General features: G+C 69.7%; 18 protein-coding genes. 7 read left to right on the forward strand and 11 right to left on the reverse strand.

Annotated features, from left to right (window positions below; translation table 11 throughout):
• Both ILP86_RS01900 and ILP86_RS01905 read left to right on the forward strand, forming a co-directional pair.
• Complete coding sequence (locus tag ILP86_RS01900; protein WP_374706388.1) at positions 1-1,452, forward strand: ABC transporter ATP-binding protein; 1,452 nt, start codon at positions 1-3, stop codon at positions 1,450-1,452.
• Positions 1,449-2,228 carry an energy-coupling factor transporter transmembrane protein EcfT gene (locus tag ILP86_RS01905; protein ID WP_113680161.1) on the forward strand — a complete coding sequence of 260 codons (780 nt, stop codon included), beginning with the start codon at positions 1,449-1,451 and terminating at the stop codon, positions 2,226-2,228. The genes ILP86_RS01900 and ILP86_RS01905 overlap by 4 nt, the downstream gene beginning before the upstream one ends.
• Here ILP86_RS01905 and ILP86_RS01910 read toward each other — a convergent pair.
• From ILP86_RS01910 to ILP86_RS01935, 6 genes are all read right to left on the reverse strand, one after another.
• Complete coding sequence (locus ILP86_RS01910; RefSeq protein WP_230977790.1) at positions 2,225-2,569, reverse strand: CHY zinc finger protein; 345 nt, start codon at positions 2,567-2,569, stop codon at positions 2,225-2,227. The genes ILP86_RS01905 and ILP86_RS01910 overlap by 4 nt on opposite strands.
• The gene (locus tag ILP86_RS01915; protein WP_058631683.1) at positions 2,566-3,291 is read right to left on the reverse strand and encodes an aminoglycoside 3'-phosphotransferase; all 726 of its coding nucleotides are present in this window, start codon (positions 3,289-3,291) and stop codon (positions 2,566-2,568) included. The genes ILP86_RS01910 and ILP86_RS01915 overlap by 4 nt, the downstream gene beginning before the upstream one ends.
• 33 nt (positions 3,292-3,324) lie before the next feature.
• The gene (locus ILP86_RS01920; protein WP_227750892.1) at positions 3,325-4,278 is read right to left on the reverse strand and encodes a cytochrome c oxidase assembly protein; all 954 of its coding nucleotides are present in this window, start codon (positions 4,276-4,278) and stop codon (positions 3,325-3,327) included.
• Positions 4,275-4,811, reverse strand: a complete 537-nt coding sequence (locus ILP86_RS01925) for a signal peptidase II (protein ID WP_193761250.1) — start codon at positions 4,809-4,811, stop codon at positions 4,275-4,277. The genes ILP86_RS01920 and ILP86_RS01925 overlap by 4 nt, the downstream gene beginning before the upstream one ends.
• The gene (locus ILP86_RS01930; RefSeq protein ID WP_193761251.1) at positions 4,801-5,199 is read right to left on the reverse strand and encodes a hypothetical protein; all 399 of its coding nucleotides are present in this window, start codon (positions 5,197-5,199) and stop codon (positions 4,801-4,803) included. The genes ILP86_RS01925 and ILP86_RS01930 overlap by 11 nt, the downstream gene beginning before the upstream one ends.
• 245 nt (positions 5,200-5,444) lie before the next feature.
• Positions 5,445-5,966, reverse strand: coding sequence for a hypothetical protein (locus tag ILP86_RS01935; RefSeq protein ID WP_193761252.1), 522 nt, complete (start codon positions 5,964-5,966; stop codon positions 5,445-5,447).
• Positions 5,967-6,135: 169 nt separating this feature from the next.
• Here ILP86_RS01935 and ILP86_RS01940 point away from each other — a divergent pair, with 169 nt between their 5' ends.
• Together ILP86_RS01940 and ILP86_RS01945 are read left to right on the forward strand one after the other, a co-directional pair.
• Positions 6,136-6,894, forward strand: coding sequence for an SDR family NAD(P)-dependent oxidoreductase (locus ILP86_RS01940; RefSeq protein ID WP_046747505.1), 759 nt, complete (start codon positions 6,136-6,138; stop codon positions 6,892-6,894).
• Positions 6,895-6,941: 47 nt separating this feature from the next.
• The gene (locus tag ILP86_RS01945) at positions 6,942-7,772 is read left to right on the forward strand and encodes an NAD(P)-dependent oxidoreductase (RefSeq protein WP_058631678.1); all 831 of its coding nucleotides are present in this window, start codon (positions 6,942-6,944) and stop codon (positions 7,770-7,772) included.
• A 206-nt stretch (positions 7,773-7,978) separates the two neighbouring features.
• Here ILP86_RS01945 and ILP86_RS01950 read toward each other — a convergent pair whose 3' ends face one another.
• From ILP86_RS01950 to ILP86_RS01965, 4 genes are all read right to left on the reverse strand, one after another.
• Complete coding sequence (locus ILP86_RS01950) at positions 7,979-8,728, reverse strand: sulfite exporter TauE/SafE family protein (protein ID WP_113680157.1); 750 nt, start codon at positions 8,726-8,728, stop codon at positions 7,979-7,981.
• On the reverse strand, positions 8,725-9,312 hold the full coding sequence (locus tag ILP86_RS01955; RefSeq protein WP_227750893.1) for an ankyrin repeat domain-containing protein: 588 nt from the start codon (positions 9,310-9,312) through the stop codon (positions 8,725-8,727). The genes ILP86_RS01950 and ILP86_RS01955 overlap by 4 nt, the downstream gene beginning before the upstream one ends.
• A gap of 174 nt (positions 9,313-9,486) precedes the next feature.
• Positions 9,487-10,125, reverse strand: coding sequence for a bifunctional 4-hydroxy-2-oxoglutarate aldolase/2-dehydro-3-deoxy-phosphogluconate aldolase (locus ILP86_RS01960; RefSeq protein ID WP_141368413.1), 639 nt, complete (start codon positions 10,123-10,125; stop codon positions 9,487-9,489).
• Positions 10,126-10,187: 62 nt separating this feature from the next.
• A complete protein-coding gene (locus ILP86_RS01965) occupies positions 10,188-10,727 on the reverse strand; it encodes a ribosomal protein L7/L12 (protein WP_193761254.1) in 540 nt (179 codons plus the stop codon).
• 70 nt (positions 10,728-10,797) lie between these two features.
• Here ILP86_RS01965 and rlmN point away from each other — a divergent pair, with 70 nt between their 5' ends.
• Entirely contained in the window at positions 10,798-12,084 is a 1,287-nt protein-coding gene (rlmN, locus tag ILP86_RS01970; RefSeq protein WP_193761255.1) for a 23S rRNA (adenine(2503)-C(2))-methyltransferase RlmN, read from the forward strand.
• On the opposite strand, the gene ILP86_RS01975 is transcribed toward rlmN, so the two are convergent.
• The gene (locus ILP86_RS01975) at positions 12,033-12,710 is read right to left on the reverse strand and encodes an NAD(P)H-dependent oxidoreductase (RefSeq protein WP_193761256.1); all 678 of its coding nucleotides are present in this window, start codon (positions 12,708-12,710) and stop codon (positions 12,033-12,035) included. The two genes, rlmN and ILP86_RS01975, sit on opposite strands and share 52 nt — an antisense overlap.
• 65 nt (positions 12,711-12,775) lie before the next feature.
• On the opposite strand from ILP86_RS01975, the gene ILP86_RS01980 reads away from it, so the two are divergent.
• Positions 12,776-13,339 carry a TetR/AcrR family transcriptional regulator gene (locus tag ILP86_RS01980; protein WP_193761257.1) on the forward strand — a complete coding sequence of 188 codons (564 nt, stop codon included), beginning with the start codon at positions 12,776-12,778 and terminating at the stop codon, positions 13,337-13,339.
• A gap of 132 nt (positions 13,340-13,471) precedes the next feature.
• The gene (locus tag ILP86_RS01985; RefSeq protein ID WP_061015089.1) at positions 13,472-15,112 is read left to right on the forward strand and encodes a DUF4407 domain-containing protein; all 1,641 of its coding nucleotides are present in this window, start codon (positions 13,472-13,474) and stop codon (positions 15,110-15,112) included.
• Positions 15,113-15,121 lie beyond the last annotated feature (9 nt).

Genomic DNA, 15,121 nt, shown 5'->3' on the forward strand with positions numbered 1-15,121 from the left:
GTGACCATCGCCGCCCCGGCCCGCGTGCAGGCCGCGGGCTGGGGCTGGCGGTACGCCGGTCGGAAGCTCCCCGCCGTCGCGGACGTCTCGTTCACGATCGAACCGGGTGAGCGGGTGCTGCTGCTCGGCGCCTCCGGTGCCGGGAAGTCGACGCTGCTCGCGGGCCTGGCCGGGGTCCTCGGCGGCGACGACGAAGGGGTGCGAACCGGGTCGCTGCATATCGACGGTGCCGCCCCCGAATCCCGGCACGGTCAGGTGGGCCTCGTCCTGCAGGACCCCGATGCGGGGATCGTGCTGTCGAAGGTCGGCGACGACGTGGCGTTCGGGTGCGAGAACCTCGGTGTGCCCGCATCCGAGATCCCCGGTCGCGTCGCGGAGGCGCTGGATGCCGTCGGGCTCGATGTGCCGCTGCAACGCCCCACGAAGGCCCTGTCGGGCGGACAGAAGCAGCGACTGGTGCTCGCCGGTGTGCTCGCGATGCGCCCAGGGCTGCTGCTGCTCGACGAGCCGACGGCGAACCTCGATCCCGAGGGTGTGCGCGAGGTGCGGGCGAGCGTCGAACATGCCGTCGCCTCCACCGGTGCGACGCTGATCGTCGTCGAGCACCGCACACCGATCTGGGTCGATCTGATGACGCGGGTGATCGTGCTCGCGGCCGACGGCGGACTGCTCGCTGACGGGGAACCGGCCCAGGTGTTCGCGGCATACGGCGATGTGCTGGCGGACGCCGGGGTGTGGGTGCCCGACCGGGGGATCGACCTGCCCGTGCTGGAGCAGGTGTCGGCACCGGACGCGCTCACCGCGTCCGACCTGACGATCGGACGGGAGCATGGAGCGCCGGTGCAGCGCGGGCTCGACCTGCGCGTGCCGCGGGGGAACGCGACGGTGATCACCGGGCCGAACGGCGCCGGCAAGTCGACGCTCGCCCTCACGCTCGCCGGGCTCATCCCGGAGCAGGCGGGAGAGGTGCGGTCGGCACCGGAGCTGGCGGGGCGCAAGGGCACGCGCCCCATCCGCTGGACCTCGCGCGAGCTGCTCACCCGCATCGGGATGGTGTTCCAGGAGCCGGAGCACCAGTTCCTGGCCCAGACCCTTCGCGATGAGCTCGCGGTCGGACCGCGGGCACTCGGCTGGGATCAGGCGAAGACGGATGCGGTCGTTGACGGTCTTCTCGAACGCCTGGGCCTCGCCCCGCTCGCCCTCGCCAACCCGTTCACGCTCTCCGGAGGGCAGAAGCGGCGGCTGTCGGTCGCCACCGTGCTGGCCGGGGCGCCGGAGGTCATCGTGCTCGACGAGCCGACGTTCGGACAGGATCGCCGCGGGTGGATCTCGCTCGTCGCCCTGCTGCAGGAGGAGATCGCGCGTGGCCGGTCGATCATCGCGGTCACGCACGACGACGCGGTGATCCGACACCTGGGCGGTCATCGCATCGAGTTGGGGTCGTCGTCGTGACGGCGACCGAGACCGTGCGCCCGGTCTGGCTCGACGGTGTGAACCCGGTGACGAAGCTGCTGCTCGCCCTGCTGCTGTCCGTGCCGCTGTTCGCCTCCATCGACATCACGAGCGCGCTGGCAGCGATCGTCCTGCAGCTGCTCTGCCTGCCGTTGACGGGGCTGCGTCTGTCGACGGTGCTGAAGCGCCTGCTGCCGATCGCGATCTTCGCCCCCATCGCCGGTGTGAGCATGCTGCTGTATGCGGAACCGGCAGGGCGCATCTACTGGACGTTCGGCTTCGCGACGATCAGCGACGACTCCATCACGCTCGCGATCGCGGTGAGTCTGCGAGTGATCGCGCTCGGACTCCCCACGATCCTGCTGTTCGGCGGCACCGACCCGACCGAGCTCGCCGACGCGTTGGCGCAGGTGGCCAAGCTCCCGAGCCGCTTCGTGCTCGGCATCCTCGCGGGAACGCGCATGCTGGGGCTCTTCCTCGATGACTGGCGCACCATGAGCCTGGCCCGTCGCGCGCGCGGTGTGGGCGACCGGGGTGTGCTGCGACGGTTCTTCTCGATGGCGTTCGTGCTGCTCGTGTTCGCGGTGCGGCGCGGCTCGAAGCTGGCGCTCGCGATGGAGGCCAGGGGCTTCGGCTCCGGCATTCCGCGCACCTGGTCGCGTCCCTCCCGGTTGCACCCGCGTGATGCGGTGGCGGTGATCGGCGGAATAGCGATCATGGCACTTGCGCTCGCCGCCGCCGTGCTCGTCGGGACGTTCCGTTTCGTCTGGAGCTAGCTCCGGTCGAGCTGGAAGTAGTGCTCACGGTGCAGTGCGCACCGCTCGTTGAACAGCGCCGAACACCGTGGACATGCCGTCGCCGCGAAGTACTCGGCGATCGTGAGCTCATGCCCGCACGCACCGCAGAGGATCGCCCGTCTGTCGCGCTCATGGGCCGCCCATTGCTGCGCCGCATGCTTCACGGTCTCCTCGTGGCAGCGGTGGCACGGGTAGTACTCGCCGCAGCAGGCGAAGCGGATCGCGATGATGTCGGTCGGGCCCCGATAGTGCACGCACCGGGTCATGTCGTCGACGACCGGACCGAGCACACGCGGCCGATCGTCGGGCACGATACTCACGTCTCGTTCCAGAGTCGACGGTAGTACTCGAGGCGCTCGTGATCGGGGTCGACGCCGTAGGCCTCGATCAGTGTGTCCTCCCAGCCTTCGCCGAAGTTCCACATCGTGCTCATCGAGGCTACGGCGATGTCGGCCCAGCGGTCGGCGACACCGAGAGCGGCGAGATCCACGAAGGCGGCCGGCCGGCCTTCCGCGTCGAGAAGCGTGTTCGGCATGCAGGCATCGCCGTGGCACACCACCAACCGGTCGATCGACGGCTCCTGGAGCAGATCCTCTGGCACGACCGTGCCGCGATCGGCGGCGTTGGCGATCCGCCACTGCGTGCTCCACTCCCAGGGGCACTCGGCCACCGGCAGGGCATCGTGCAGCATCCGCAGGCCGACCCCGACCGCTCGCACCGCGGTCTCCGGCTGGTCGGCCCAGCGGGGGTCGACGGCGCTGCGGGCATCGATCGCGACCGTGACGAGCCACTCGTGCGTGTCGTCCTGGCCCTGCTCGATCACCTCCGGTACGGGGATCCACGTTCGTGCCCACCTCATGCGCTCGGCTTCGTCGCGCATGTTCGCCTCGTCGTCGAGTGGGCCCCACTTGATGTACCGCCCGTCGTCGGTGCGGAAGGTCAGCCCGCCGATCCCGTTGAGCCAGACCGGCTCGAGCGCGGCACCGCGCGCGAGCTCGCGAACCTTCATCGGCACGTCGAGGGAAGCGGAGGGAATGCTCATCCGTCCATCCTGCCCGACGGGCACCGCACCGGCTCAGCGGCGGTCGTCACGGAGGCCCTCCAGATAGGCGTTGTAGGCGTCGAGCTCAGCGGTGCCGTGCGCATCGGCATAGCGATCGGCCGCGGCGGCGCGTGCCGTGTCGTCGCGGAACCACCGGTGCATCACGTAGACGAGCATCAGCAGGGTCGGGGCTTCGCCGTACGACCATGCCAGCCCGCCGGCCAGCTGCTGGTCTTCGAGCGGATTCATCCCGAGTGCCAGAGTCGGTGCGACGAAGTGGTCGACGAGCATGGTGGTCGCCATCATCAGGAAGACGCCGAAGAACGCGTGCAGGGCCGCTTCGGCGAAGACGTCCAGGGCGCGACCGCCGTGCCCGAGCCGCACCGGGAGGGGATCGGAGCTCAGTACCGGGATGGTGAAGAGGATCCCGATGACGAGGAACCCGACCTCCAGAGCGAGGTGGCCTCCGGGTGCTGCGAGCACACGGTCGGCGAGACCGGCTAGGTACAGCCCGTAGAACGCGATCAGGTACATCGGCAGCGCGATCCACGGGCTCAGGATCCACCGGGCGATCCCGCTGCGGAGCCCTCCGTGCGCGATACGCAGCACGACGGCGCCCAGCCCGCGGTGCGGTGTCACCCGCAGGAGGAGCGTGCCCGGTGAGCCGAGGACCAGCAGCGGAGGGATCGCGATCATGAGCGTGAGCTGCTGGAACATGAACACCGACATCAGGGCATAGCCGTACACCTCGACCCCGAGGCCCGTGGTGGCGGCGAGCGCGATGCACCCCAGGAGGAAGGCGACGGTTCGCCAGACGGGCCACCGACGGTGCTGCCGCCACAACCGGAGCGCCCCGGCCAGATAGGCGACCGCCAGCATTGCCGCGACCAGGGGCAGGAGGGGGAACGGCCCAGCGGCCGGAGTGAACAAGACCGGTGTGAGGAAGTCTGCGAAGGTCGGTGGGGCATCGGGCATCCAGTCGTTCATCCGGCCGCGTCCTCCCGCGAGCCGTCCGGCCGGTCGATGGTCTGCGTCGTCCGCGCTGCCGCACGCTGGTCGAGCAAGAGCCCGACGACGAGGACGACCCCCCCGATCGCGAGCGCGACATCGGCGAGGTTCCCGATGAACCAGTTCCCGTAGGCGAGGAAGTCGGTGACGTGACCGCGACCGAATCCGGGGGGTGCGAGCAGACGGTCGAGCACATTCCCGATGGCACCTCCGAGGATGAAGCCCAACCCCCACGCCCGTCCACTCGTGTGCGCGCGCGTCGCGGCGACGAACAGCGCGGCCACCGCAGCCACGCCCGCCACCGTCAGCACCCACGTCGCCCCTGACCCGAGCGACAGGATCGCGCCGGGGTTGAAGGCGAGCTGCAGGCCCAGCGCATCTCCCAGCAGGGGTATCCGCTCCGTCCGGCTGAGTCCTGCGATCGCGGCGGCCTTGCTCGCCTGGTCGATGAGCACGACGATGCCGGCGACGACGAAGGCGATCCCGTACGGGGGACTGTTCTCACGCGACATCTGAACCCTCTTCCCTCGCAGCGGCGTCCGCGCGGTCGCGCCGACGCCGCGCGCGCCCTGAGACGAGAATGCCGAGCGCTCCTGCAGCGAGGAGGAAACCGATCCCGAAGAGGAAGGCGACGCCGAGGAAGCCGAGATCGGTGCGCTCCACCGGCTGTTCGCCGTTCTGCTGTTCATGCGTGGTGCCGGTGGTGGGTGTGGGAGTGGGGGTCGGAGCGGGAGTGGGAGTCGGAGCGGTGGTCGCTGTGCGGCTTTGGGCGTCGACGACACTGCGCTGCTCCCCGGCCGCTGCCGACTCCGCACCGATGAACACGAGCAGGGCGCTGAGAGCGGCTGCAGCGATCGCCGTGCGGACCGGCCGAGAGACCGTGCCGACCGGCCGGCTCACCGTCCTCGCCTGTCCGGAGCGAGCGGTTCGCCGTCGTTCGATGTGCGTTTCATGGGGTCTCCTTCGAAGGGGTGAGCGCGGGCGTGGCCTCGGATGTCGTCACGAGGGGGTCGCGGGATTCGGAGCGGGAGCGGGCGTGGGAGCGGGCGCGATCCGGATGTCGGGGCGTGGCCCCTCGAGGCAGGAAGCCTTGGAGCCGCGCGACACCGGCGGAAGACGCCGTTCTGGTGACGGCCCTTCGACGATCAGGTTCGGGAGAGACCCAGCCGGATCAGGGAGACCGCGGTCCCGCAGGGGTGCAGGGGAGAAGCCGGATCTGAGCGCAGCGCGCGCGGTGTCTCCCGGAGGGTCGAGAACTGTCCGGGGCGCCCGAGGACGCGAGAAAGCAGGAGCATCGCGGCGAGGCCGCACAGCACCCCGAGAATGCAGAGTGCGGCACCGACGAGGGTGCTCGTGACGGCGACCGGGAATGCGGCCTGGACCTGGGCCTCGTCCGTTTCGGCGTCGGCGCCGATCGCGGCGGTGTCGTCGAACGCGGCGGTGTCGTCGAACGCGGCGGTGTCGTCGATAGCGGCGGTGTCGTCGAACGCATCGATGGTCGCGGCGGCGAGCGAGGGGGCCGCGCCGTTCTCCCCGGCATCGCCGTGTGCGGTCACCGCGAAGGCGAAGAGGAGCAGGAGCGCCAGGCTCACGGTGGTAATGAGGCGCATCATCACCGGCTGGTCGACAGTCGCCGTGGATCGGTGGATCCCGGGCGGGCGGCGCATTCTCCGGATCCTACTCCCACGACCTATCGCGTTCCTTCGAGCGGGAGACGGGAACTAGGCTCGGTCGCGACGCAGTTGCTCAGAGTCGTGGTGATACCAGGAACCACGTAGGCTGATACTGCGTTCCATCACGGCATGTCGCACGACGGCGTTCGAAGGAGAACATCAGATGCAGATCAGTGGACAGGGTGCACTCATCACCGGCGGAGCCTCCGGGCTGGGACTCGCCACGGCGCGACGACTGGTCGCAGCGGGCGCGCACGTCACGATCATCGACCTCGCCTCATCGAAGGGCGCCGAGGTCGCGGACGAGCTCGGCGGTCTCTTCGTCGCGGCAGACGTCACGAACGCCGAGGAGGTGCAGGCGGCCGTCGCGGCCGCGCAGTCGGCGGCACCGCTGCGCGTCGTCGTGAACTGCGCCGGGATCGCCCCACCCGCCAAGGTGCTCGACCGTGAGGGCAACCCGGCCGTGCTCGCCGACTTCGAGCGCGTGATCCGGATCAACCTCGTCGGCACGTTCAACGTCATCTCCCAGGCCTCCGCCGTCATCGCGAAGAACGAGCTGCACGACGAGGAACGCGGTGTCATCGTGAACACCGCGAGCGTCGCCGCGTTCGACGGGCAGATCGGCCAGCCCGCGTACTCCGCGTCCAAGGGCGGCGTGCACGCGATGACCCTTCCGGTGGCGCGCGAGCTCGCCCGCTACGGCATCCGGGTCTGCACGATCGCCCCCGGCATCATGGAGACGCCGATGCTGATGGGCCTCCCGCAGGCGGCCCAGGACTCCCTGGGTCAGCAGGTGCCCTTCCCGTCCCGTCTCGGCCGCCCCGACGAGTACGCCGCCCTCGTGCAGCAGATCGTCGAGAACGGCTACCTCAACGGCGAGACCATCCGCCTCGACGGCGCCATCCGCATGGCGCCGCGCTGACCCCGCGGCTGTCCCTCCCCTTCGCGATCGAGAACCCAGGAGAACACATGTCCCTTGCAGGCAAGACCATCCTGATGTCGGGCGGCAGCCGCGGCATCGGCCTCGCGATCGCGCTGCGAGCCGCCGCCGACGGTGCGAACATCGCCATGCTCGCGAAGACCGACACCCCGCATCCGAAGCTCGAGGGCACGATCCACACCGCCGCCGAGCAGATCCGTGCGGCGGGCGGCCAGGCTCTCCCGATCGTCGGCGATGTGCGCGACGACGACGACATCACCGAAGCGGTCCTGAAGACGCAGGGCGAGTTCGGCGGCATCGACATCGTGATCAACAACGCCAGCGTCATCGATCTCTCCCGCTCGCTCGACCTGAGCGCCAAGAAGTACGACCTGATGCAGGACGTCAACGTGCGCGGGACGTTCATGCTCTCCCGCGCGGCGGTGCCGATCCTGAAGGATGCCGAGAACCCGCACATCCTCTCGCTGTCGCCGCCCCTCAATCCGTCACCGAAGTGGCTGGGCGCGCACACCGGCTACACCCTCGCGAAGTTCGGCATGACCATGGCGACGCTCGGCCTCGCCGCCGAGTTCGCCCGCGACGGGATCGCCGCCAACACGCTCTGGCCGCGCACCACGATCGCCACTGCGGCGGTGCAGAACCTGCTCGGCGGCGACAAGGTCATGGCCGCGAGCCGCACGCCCGACATCTACGCGGACGCCGCCTATGCCGTGCTGCTCAAGCCCGCCGCGTCGTACACGGGGCAGACCCTCATCGTGGAGGACGTGCTCGAAGCCGACGGTGTGACCGACTTCTCCCGCTATGCGGCGATCCCCGGCACCCCCGACACCGCCCTGTTCCCGGACATCTTCCTCGACTGAGCTTCCCTGCTGCCCCAGCTGCCCGAAGTCGGAGGCCGAAGTCGGAGGCCGAAGTCGGAGGCCGAAGTCGGAGGCCGAAACAGAGACCATCCGACGTCAGGGCCGCGTGTCGGGCGACGCCACGCCGCACTGAACCTGGTTCGTCTCCGTTTTGGTTCGTCTCCGTTTTGGCGGGAGGGGGGTGAGGGCGCGTGGTGTGGGTGTGGTCAGAACAGCAGGTAGACCGCGCCGAGGATGGTGAGGGCGATCACGATGCGGTCGAACACGCGCTGATTCATGCGGCGGGCGACTCGCAGTCCGAGGAGCGCGCCGACGACGACGAGCGGGGCGAGCACGGCATCCATCAGCAACACGGGTGTCTCGAACAGCCCGAGGCCCGCGAGGAAGGGGACCTTGATCACGTTGATGATGGCGAAGAACCAGGCGGACGTGCCGAGGAACACCTGCACGGGGGTGCGGGTGGCCAGGAAGTACATCGACATGACCGGGCCTCCGGCGTTGGCGACCATGGTGGTGAAGCCGCCGAGGGTTCCGTAGGCGCCCGCGAGGATGATGCCGCTGGACGGGGGAGCCACAGCGTCCGCTCTGCTCTGCCGCCACCGACGCCACAGGGTCACGGCGATCATCAGCAGCAGGATCACGCCGATCGCCCGACGGACCACCCCGTCGCCGGCGAGGGCGAGGAACGCGAAGCCGACCAGCAGCCCGGCGATCACCGCGGGAGCGAGCCGCAGCAGCGTCGGCCAGTGCGCGTGGCGACGGTAGGCGGTGAGGGCGAACAGGTCGCCGACCATCAGGAGCAGGAGGGTCGCCGCCGTCGAGGTGCGTGCCGGCAGCACGGCGGCGAACAGGGCGATGGCCAGGATGCTCCCGCCGGGCAGTGCCGTCTTCGAGATGCCGATCGTCACCGCGGCCACCGCGAGCGCTGCCCAGGCCCACGGGTCGAGGGCGATCACCGTTCGAGCTCGGCGACGATCGCGTCGTAGCCCCGTGCTGTGGCGAGATCGACCGGGAGCACGCCGTCCCCGTCGGGGATGCTCGTGTCCGCTCCGCCGTCCATGAGCGCGCGCACGACGTCGACGTAGGTGGAGGAACCGTCGCCGAGAACGATCGCCTCGTGCAGCGCCGTCCAGTTCAGGTCGTTGATGTGGTTCGGGTCGACACCGGCCTCCAGCAGGATGGCGATGGTCGAGAGGAGTCCGCGTTCGGCGGCGGGGATCAGTGCCGTTCCGCCGAAGCGGTTCGTGCTTGCGAGGTCGGCGCCGTTGTCGAGCGTCAGCAGGAGGATCTCGTCGTGTCCCCGCGCACCGGCGTACAGGTAGGCGGAGTCCTGGATGTCGTCCTTGGCGTTGACGTCCGCACCCGCGTCGATCAGAACGCGCGCCGCGTCGACGTGATCGGCCTTCGTCTCGGCGATCAGTGCGGTCATGCCCCCAGGTCCCCGTGCCTCGAGGTCCGCCCCGTCGTCGATCGCCTTCCGGACGGCGGAGGCGTCTCCGGACGCTGCGGCGGCGAGCAGATCGCGAGTGGCGTCGGTCATGGCGGGCTCCTGGGTCGATGAGCGCGGATCAGGTGCCGACGGAGGCATGGCCGACGTGCAGCCGGTCGCGGTCAAGAGCGCGATCGCGACGGCGCCGATCGACAGCATCCGTCGCGCACCCATGCATCCGGTATACCAAACGATGGGGAGTGTGCGGTGCTCGATCGCGTGGTGTCACTCGCGCGTGGCGGTGAGGGCCGCGGCGAATCGTGCGGCGCGCTGCTCGATGTCGGTCCAGTCGGCGTTCTTGATCGACGCGCCGTTCGCGAGGTCTCCGCCCGCACCGACCGCGACCGCTCCGGCGGCGAACCAGGCGGCGAGGTTGTCGGGGTTCACGCCACCGGTGGGCATCAGCGTGGCGTCGGGGAACGGTCCGCGGAGGGCGCCGAGGTACGACGGGCCACCGAGCGATGCGGGGAAGATCTTCACGACGTCGACGCCGAGCTCGAGTGCGCCCATGACCTCGGTCGGGGTCATGGCGCCGGTCATCACGACCCGGCCCGTGTCGAGCATGCTGCGCGTGAGGTGCGGCAGGGTGCCGGGGCTCACGAGGAACTCGGCTCCCGCGTCTGCAGCCTGCTCGGCCTGCGCGGCCGTGGTGACGGTGCCGGCCCCGACATAGGCGGCGTCGCCGTGGCGGGTGATGAGCTCGCGGATGACGGCGGGGGCGTCGGGAGTGGAGAAGGTCACCTCGATGCCCGTGACCCCGCCGCGGATGATCGCCTCCGAGGCCTCGAGGGCCAGTTCAGGGGAGGGGGCGCGGAGGACGGCGAGGATGCCGGTCGTGCGGGCGCGGTCGAGACGGTCGGGCATGGGGCTCCTTCATCGGGCGGGCTCGTCCATTCTCCTGGGCGCAGCCTGTAATGACAACTCGATCAGGACGTGTGGGTGTGCGGCCAGGCGTCGATCACGTTCTTGGACTCCTTGAGTCCGAGCCCCGTGTGCTCGCGGAGGGTCTTGATCGCCGCGATGGCCGAGCCGCCCGCGACCTGTGCGTCGATCGTGGAGGCCACCGACGGCGGCAGCGAGGCGCGGACCGACGAAGGAGTCGCGGTGATCGACGAATGCGGCGCGGTCGTGTGAGAGACGGCTGCGGGGTGCGGAGCCGTCGTGCTGACCGACCAGTGCTCGATACGGTCCTTCGCGTCTTTGAGCGAGACGCCGGAGTGATCGCGGTAGAGCTTGATGGCGTGGATCTTCTGACCCGCCACCACGAGGCGGTCGACCTCGGCGACGACCTCCGGGGTCAGCCCTGGAGCCGCAGCGGCGGAGGCGGAAGGGGCGGTGTGCGGGGCGGTGGAGAACGCCGGAGGATCCGGGAGTTTCGGGCGCATCCCTCGGACGGCCACGGCGAGGACCGCGACGACCACGATCAGGCCGACGACGATCGCGATGATCCACAGCACGGCATCCATGGCCTCAGTCTAGGGAGGCAGCCGCTCGCGCCCGGGGTCTTCCCATCCGCCACCGCGTACCCTGGAAGGTATGACCGAGACTCCCCGCACGCGCGAGACGCGCCCCGCAGCACCCGCGTCGTCGCGTTCGGGGGCCGTCCGCGAGACCAAGAAGCCGCAGGTGCGCCCTGCGACCGAGGGCTGGACGCAGCAGAAGGATGCCGAAGGGCGCCCGCTCCTGCAGTTCGCGAGCCCCAAGCGCGGGAAGCCCCCCGTGCACCTCGCCGACCTCACCCCGGCCGAGCGCATCGACAGGGTGAAGGAGCTCGGCCTGCCCGGCTTCCGTGCGAAGCAGCTCGCGACTCACTACTTCCGGCACTACACGTCGAACCCCGAGCAGATGACCGACCTCCCCGCGGACACCAGGGAGCAGCTCGTGGCCGGGATGCTGCCGCCGCTGCTCACCGAGGTGCGACGCCTCGAGACCGACCGCGGTGACACGATCAAGTTCCTGTGGCGCCTGCACGACGGGGCCCTGGTCGAATCGGTTCTCATGCGCTACCCCGGCCGCATCACGCTGTGCGTGTCGAGCCAGGCCGGCTGCGGCATGAACTGCCCGTTCTGCGCGACCGGGCAGGCGGGACTGACCCGCAACATGTCGACCGCCGAGATCATCGAGCAGATCGTGCGGGCCAACCGGCTGATCGCCGAGGGTGGCCTGGGCGGCAAGAAGGCCGACGACCACAGCATGGAGCGTGTCTCGAACATCGTCTTCATGGGCATGGGTGAGCCGCTCGCCAACTACAAGCGCGTGATGGACGCCGTGCGCACGATGGTCGCCCCGCAGCCCGACGGCCTCGGCATGAGCGCTCGCGGCATCACGGTCTCGACCGTCGGCCTGGTACCCGCGATCAAGAAGCTCGCCGATGAGGGCATTCCTGTCACTTTCGCCCTCTCGCTGCACGCCCCGGACGACCATCTGCGCGACGAGCTCATCCCGGTGAACTCGCGGTGGAAGGTCGACGAGGCCCTCGACGCGGCCTACGACTACTACGCCAAGACGGGTCGTCGCGTCTCGATCGAGTACGCGCTGATCAAGGACATGAACGACCACGCCTGGCGCGCCGACCTGCTGGCGGACAAGCTCAACCAGCGCGGACGCGGGTGGGTGCACGTGAACCCGATCCCGCTCAACCCGACCCCCGGCTCCATCTGGACGTCGTCGGACAAGGACGTGACGGACGAGTTCGTGCGCAGGCTCAACGACGCCGGCATCCCGACGACCCTCCGCGACACCCGCGGCAAGGAGATCGACGGGGCGTGCGGTCAGCTCGTCGCCACGACCGAGGACGAGGCGGCTTCCGCCGCACTGGCCTGAGGCGTCGAGTCGGCCTGAGGCGTCGAGTCGGCCTGAGGCGTCGAGTTGTCCTGAGGGATGCCGTCGCGGCGTCCGTCAGCGGCACCGAGTCGTTCGGCGCGGTCGAGCCACCGGGTGATGGTCGCGGGCGTCGCATCCTTGACGCCGAGCATGCGATGGGTGCGCACCGAGCGGATCCCGCAGAAGCGCATCGTTCCGCGGGCGACGTGGGTCTGCGCGGGCAGTCCCGTGAACGGTGCGAAGAACCAGGGCGTGTCCGCGAGCAGCAGCAGCCGGCCGTGCCGCGCCGGCAGCAGCCCGTCGGGGAGCCCGAGCTTGTTGTAGCGGTACTCCTGCTGAGGTAGCAGGGCCCTGTCGAAGAAGCCCTTGAGCAGCGCCGGGACGGAGCCCCACCACAGCGGCGTCGCGATGACCACGGTGTCGGCCTCCTGCAACGCACGCTTCGCGTCGACGAGGTCGGGCTCCAGCGTCATGCGCTCGCGGTAGCCGAAGCGCAGGCTTGGGTCGAAGTCGAGGTCGCGCAGGGCGAGTACGCGTGCGTCACCGTGCCCCGCCGCATAGCGCTGCGCGAGCGACGCGGTCAGGGAGCGGGCGTCGGGGTGGCCGTCGATCACGAGAGCGGGCATGGCTGATTCCTATCTGGACAGTGTCAAGCTGGTGGACACTGTCAAGATAGGAGAGGATGTTGCTCATGTCAAGTTCGAAGGACGGCTATCACCACGGCGATCTCGCCCGTGCGCTCGAGGACGCCGCGATGCAGCTGCTGGAGCGCATGCCCGCGGCTGAGATCAGCCTGCGCGAAGTCGCACGTGCCGCGAACGTGAGCCACAACGCCCCGTACCACCACTTCTCCGACCGGCTCGGACTGCTCAAGGCGATCGCCGAACGCAGCATGGCCGACCTCCTCGAACAGGTGCGTACGGCGACCGAGTCCGCGTCGACGCCCGAGGCCGCGCTCACCGCCGGCGGCGGCGCATACATCCGCTTCGCCGTCGAGCATCCGCATGCGTTCGACGCGGTGTACGACCCCACGGTCTGCATCCCCGGCTCGCCCACGGCCACGATGGCCCCGCTGATCGACGGACTCGAAGCCGTGCTCGCCCAGGCAGCCGTCGGCGCCGGCCTCGATCGTCCGACCGATGCGGTGGCGCTGTGGGGGCTGATCCACGGGCTGGGCACCCTCGCCGCCGCCGGCCACTTCACCCTCGACGCGGCACTCGAGACCTACGCTGTCGCGCTCGACCGGCAGCTCTGACGCCGCTCCGGTCGCGATATGACACCCGAATGGCCGCAGATGGCTGGAATATCGCGACGGCAGCAGCCAACCTGAGAGGCCGCAAAGGACTCTTCCACGTTTTCCACAGGCGATCTTTCGTAGATTGTTCGAATGCCCTATTCCGCCCATCGACCGGGTCGTTACGACTCGCAGGGTCGGATCATCCTCGACAGCGAACCCGACGCCGTCACGGATGACCTCGACTTCCTGCGCGAGTTCGAGCCCACCGGACCCGAAGACGCCGCCCGAGACGCGTCCTCGTCCGAGGCGACCCCGATCGCCGACGCCGTCACCGCAGAAGAGACCGCAGCGCCCGCCCCGGACGCATCCGCCCCGGTGAAGCCCGCACGTGCGCCCCGTGTCCGCCGGCCCCGCAAGAAGCGCGAACCCCGCGCTCCCGGCTCGCGCGCTCGCACCCTCGCGATCCTCGGCGGTGCGGAGGGCGAGATCCTCGACCGTGTCCCCGGTGAGACGCCCCGCTTCGTGCAGATGTTCTTCGTGCTCGCAGGCACCGCGCTGGTGTCCGCGATCTCGATGCTGTTCGCCCTGACCACCGGCGTGCAGGCGGCGGTCTGGCTGGCCGTGCCGCTGGCGCTGGTCTGGGCGCTCATCATCTTCAACCTCGACCGCTTCCTCACCTCGACCATGAGCTCGACGAGGAATGTCTGGCGCCTCATCGGGCTCGCCATCCCGCGTGTGATCATGGCTGCGATCATCGGCTTCGTCGTGGCAGAGCCGCTCGTGCTGCAGATCTTCCACAACGACATCGCCCGCGAGGTCGCCTCCACCAACATCACCCAGTCGCAGTCCGACCAGGAGGCTCTCGAGTCCGGTCCGGAGAAGATCGCGCTCGACGCGGCCTCCGCCAAGGTCGCCGAGCTCGAGAACCAGGCGGCCACGGGCATCGTCGCAGGAACCGACTCCTCGTCGGCCACCGAGTCGGCGGCTCAGGCCACGGTCGATGACGTCACCGCGAAGATGACCGCCCAGCAGGCCGTGATCGATCAGGCTCGGGTGCTGTATCAGTGCGAGCTGACCGGTGAAGGCGCCGGCACTGTTCCCGGCTGCACCGGCGTCAACGGCCAGGGTGCCAGCTCCGATGCCGCCAAGGCCCAGCTCGCCGAAGCACAGCAGACCTACGACGCGCTCGCCGCACAGCTGCGCACCGCGAACGAGGAGCTCGCCGCCGCCGGCACCGCGGCCAAGGAGAACACCACCTCGTCCGAGGCGCAGAACCGTGAGCAGGCGAAGTCGCAGCTGCCGACGGCTCGTGACTCCTACGACCAGGCGCTCGCCGCGTACAACGCGCGCGCCGATGCCGTGGCGCAGGGCAACGCGGGAGCGGTCGGCCTGCTCAGCCAGATCAGTGGACTGAACCGACTCAGCGAGAAGGAGCCCACGATCCTGTGGGCGCACATCCTGATCGCGGCCCTGTTCTTCATGATCGAGCTGCTGCCGGTGCTGGTCAAGGTGCTCACGAGCTATGGCGACCCGAGTCTCTACGAGAAGGCCGCCGCGATCCGCAAGCAGGTCGCCCTCGACAAGGTGACGGCCGAGGGGTTCCGCGACCGTGCGCAGATCGTGACGGATCAATCCCAGGAGATACAGGCGGAGTCCGGTTCCGGCGAGCCGCAGACGCGCGCGGAACGTCGGGAGGCGGCCGAGGCGCAGGAGCGGGAGCGGGCGGAGAAGCGCGCGCAGGCGCAGACGCTCGAGGAGCAGGAGCAGCTGGTTCGTCCGACGATCGGCTGAGCTGAGCCA

This window comes from Microbacterium sp. R1 (assembly GCF_015159725.1).
Lineage (GTDB): Bacteria > Actinomycetota > Actinomycetes > Actinomycetales > Microbacteriaceae > Microbacterium > Microbacterium oxydans.

Excerpts from the sequence above, each read along its gene's own strand:
- ILP86_RS01915 (WP_058631683.1), bottom strand. The coding sequence starts at position 3,291 with ATGAGCATTCCCTCCGCTTCCCTCGACGTGCCGATGAAGGTTCGCGAG.
- ILP86_RS01920 (WP_227750892.1), bottom strand. The coding sequence starts at position 4,278 with ATGAACGACTGGATGCCCGATGCCCCACCGACCTTCGCAGACTTCCTC.
- ILP86_RS01925 (WP_193761250.1), bottom strand. The coding sequence starts at position 4,811 with ATGTCGCGTGAGAACAGTCCCCCGTACGGGATCGCCTTCGTCGTCGCC.
- ILP86_RS01935 (WP_193761252.1), bottom strand. The coding sequence starts at position 5,966 with ATGCGCCGCCCGCCCGGGATCCACCGATCCACGGCGACTGTCGACCAG.
- ILP86_RS01940 (WP_046747505.1), top strand. The coding sequence starts at position 6,136 with ATGCAGATCAGTGGACAGGGTGCACTCATCACCGGCGGAGCCTCCGGG.
- ILP86_RS01945 (WP_058631678.1), top strand. The coding sequence starts at position 6,942 with ATGTCCCTTGCAGGCAAGACCATCCTGATGTCGGGCGGCAGCCGCGGC.
- ILP86_RS01955 (WP_227750893.1), bottom strand. The coding sequence starts at position 9,312 with ATGACCGACGCCACTCGCGATCTGCTCGCCGCCGCAGCGTCCGGAGAC.
- ILP86_RS01960 (WP_141368413.1), bottom strand. The coding sequence starts at position 10,125 with ATGCCCGACCGTCTCGACCGCGCCCGCACGACCGGCATCCTCGCCGTC.
- ILP86_RS01965 (WP_193761254.1), bottom strand. The coding sequence starts at position 10,727 with ATGGATGCCGTGCTGTGGATCATCGCGATCGTCGTCGGCCTGATCGTG.
- rlmN (WP_193761255.1), top strand. The coding sequence starts at position 10,798 with ATGACCGAGACTCCCCGCACGCGCGAGACGCGCCCCGCAGCACCCGCG.
- ILP86_RS01975 (WP_193761256.1), bottom strand. The coding sequence starts at position 12,710 with ATGCCCGCTCTCGTGATCGACGGCCACCCCGACGCCCGCTCCCTGACC.
- ILP86_RS01980 (WP_193761257.1), top strand. The coding sequence starts at position 12,776 with ATGTCAAGTTCGAAGGACGGCTATCACCACGGCGATCTCGCCCGTGCG.
- ILP86_RS01985 (WP_061015089.1), top strand. The coding sequence starts at position 13,472 with ATGCCCTATTCCGCCCATCGACCGGGTCGTTACGACTCGCAGGGTCGG.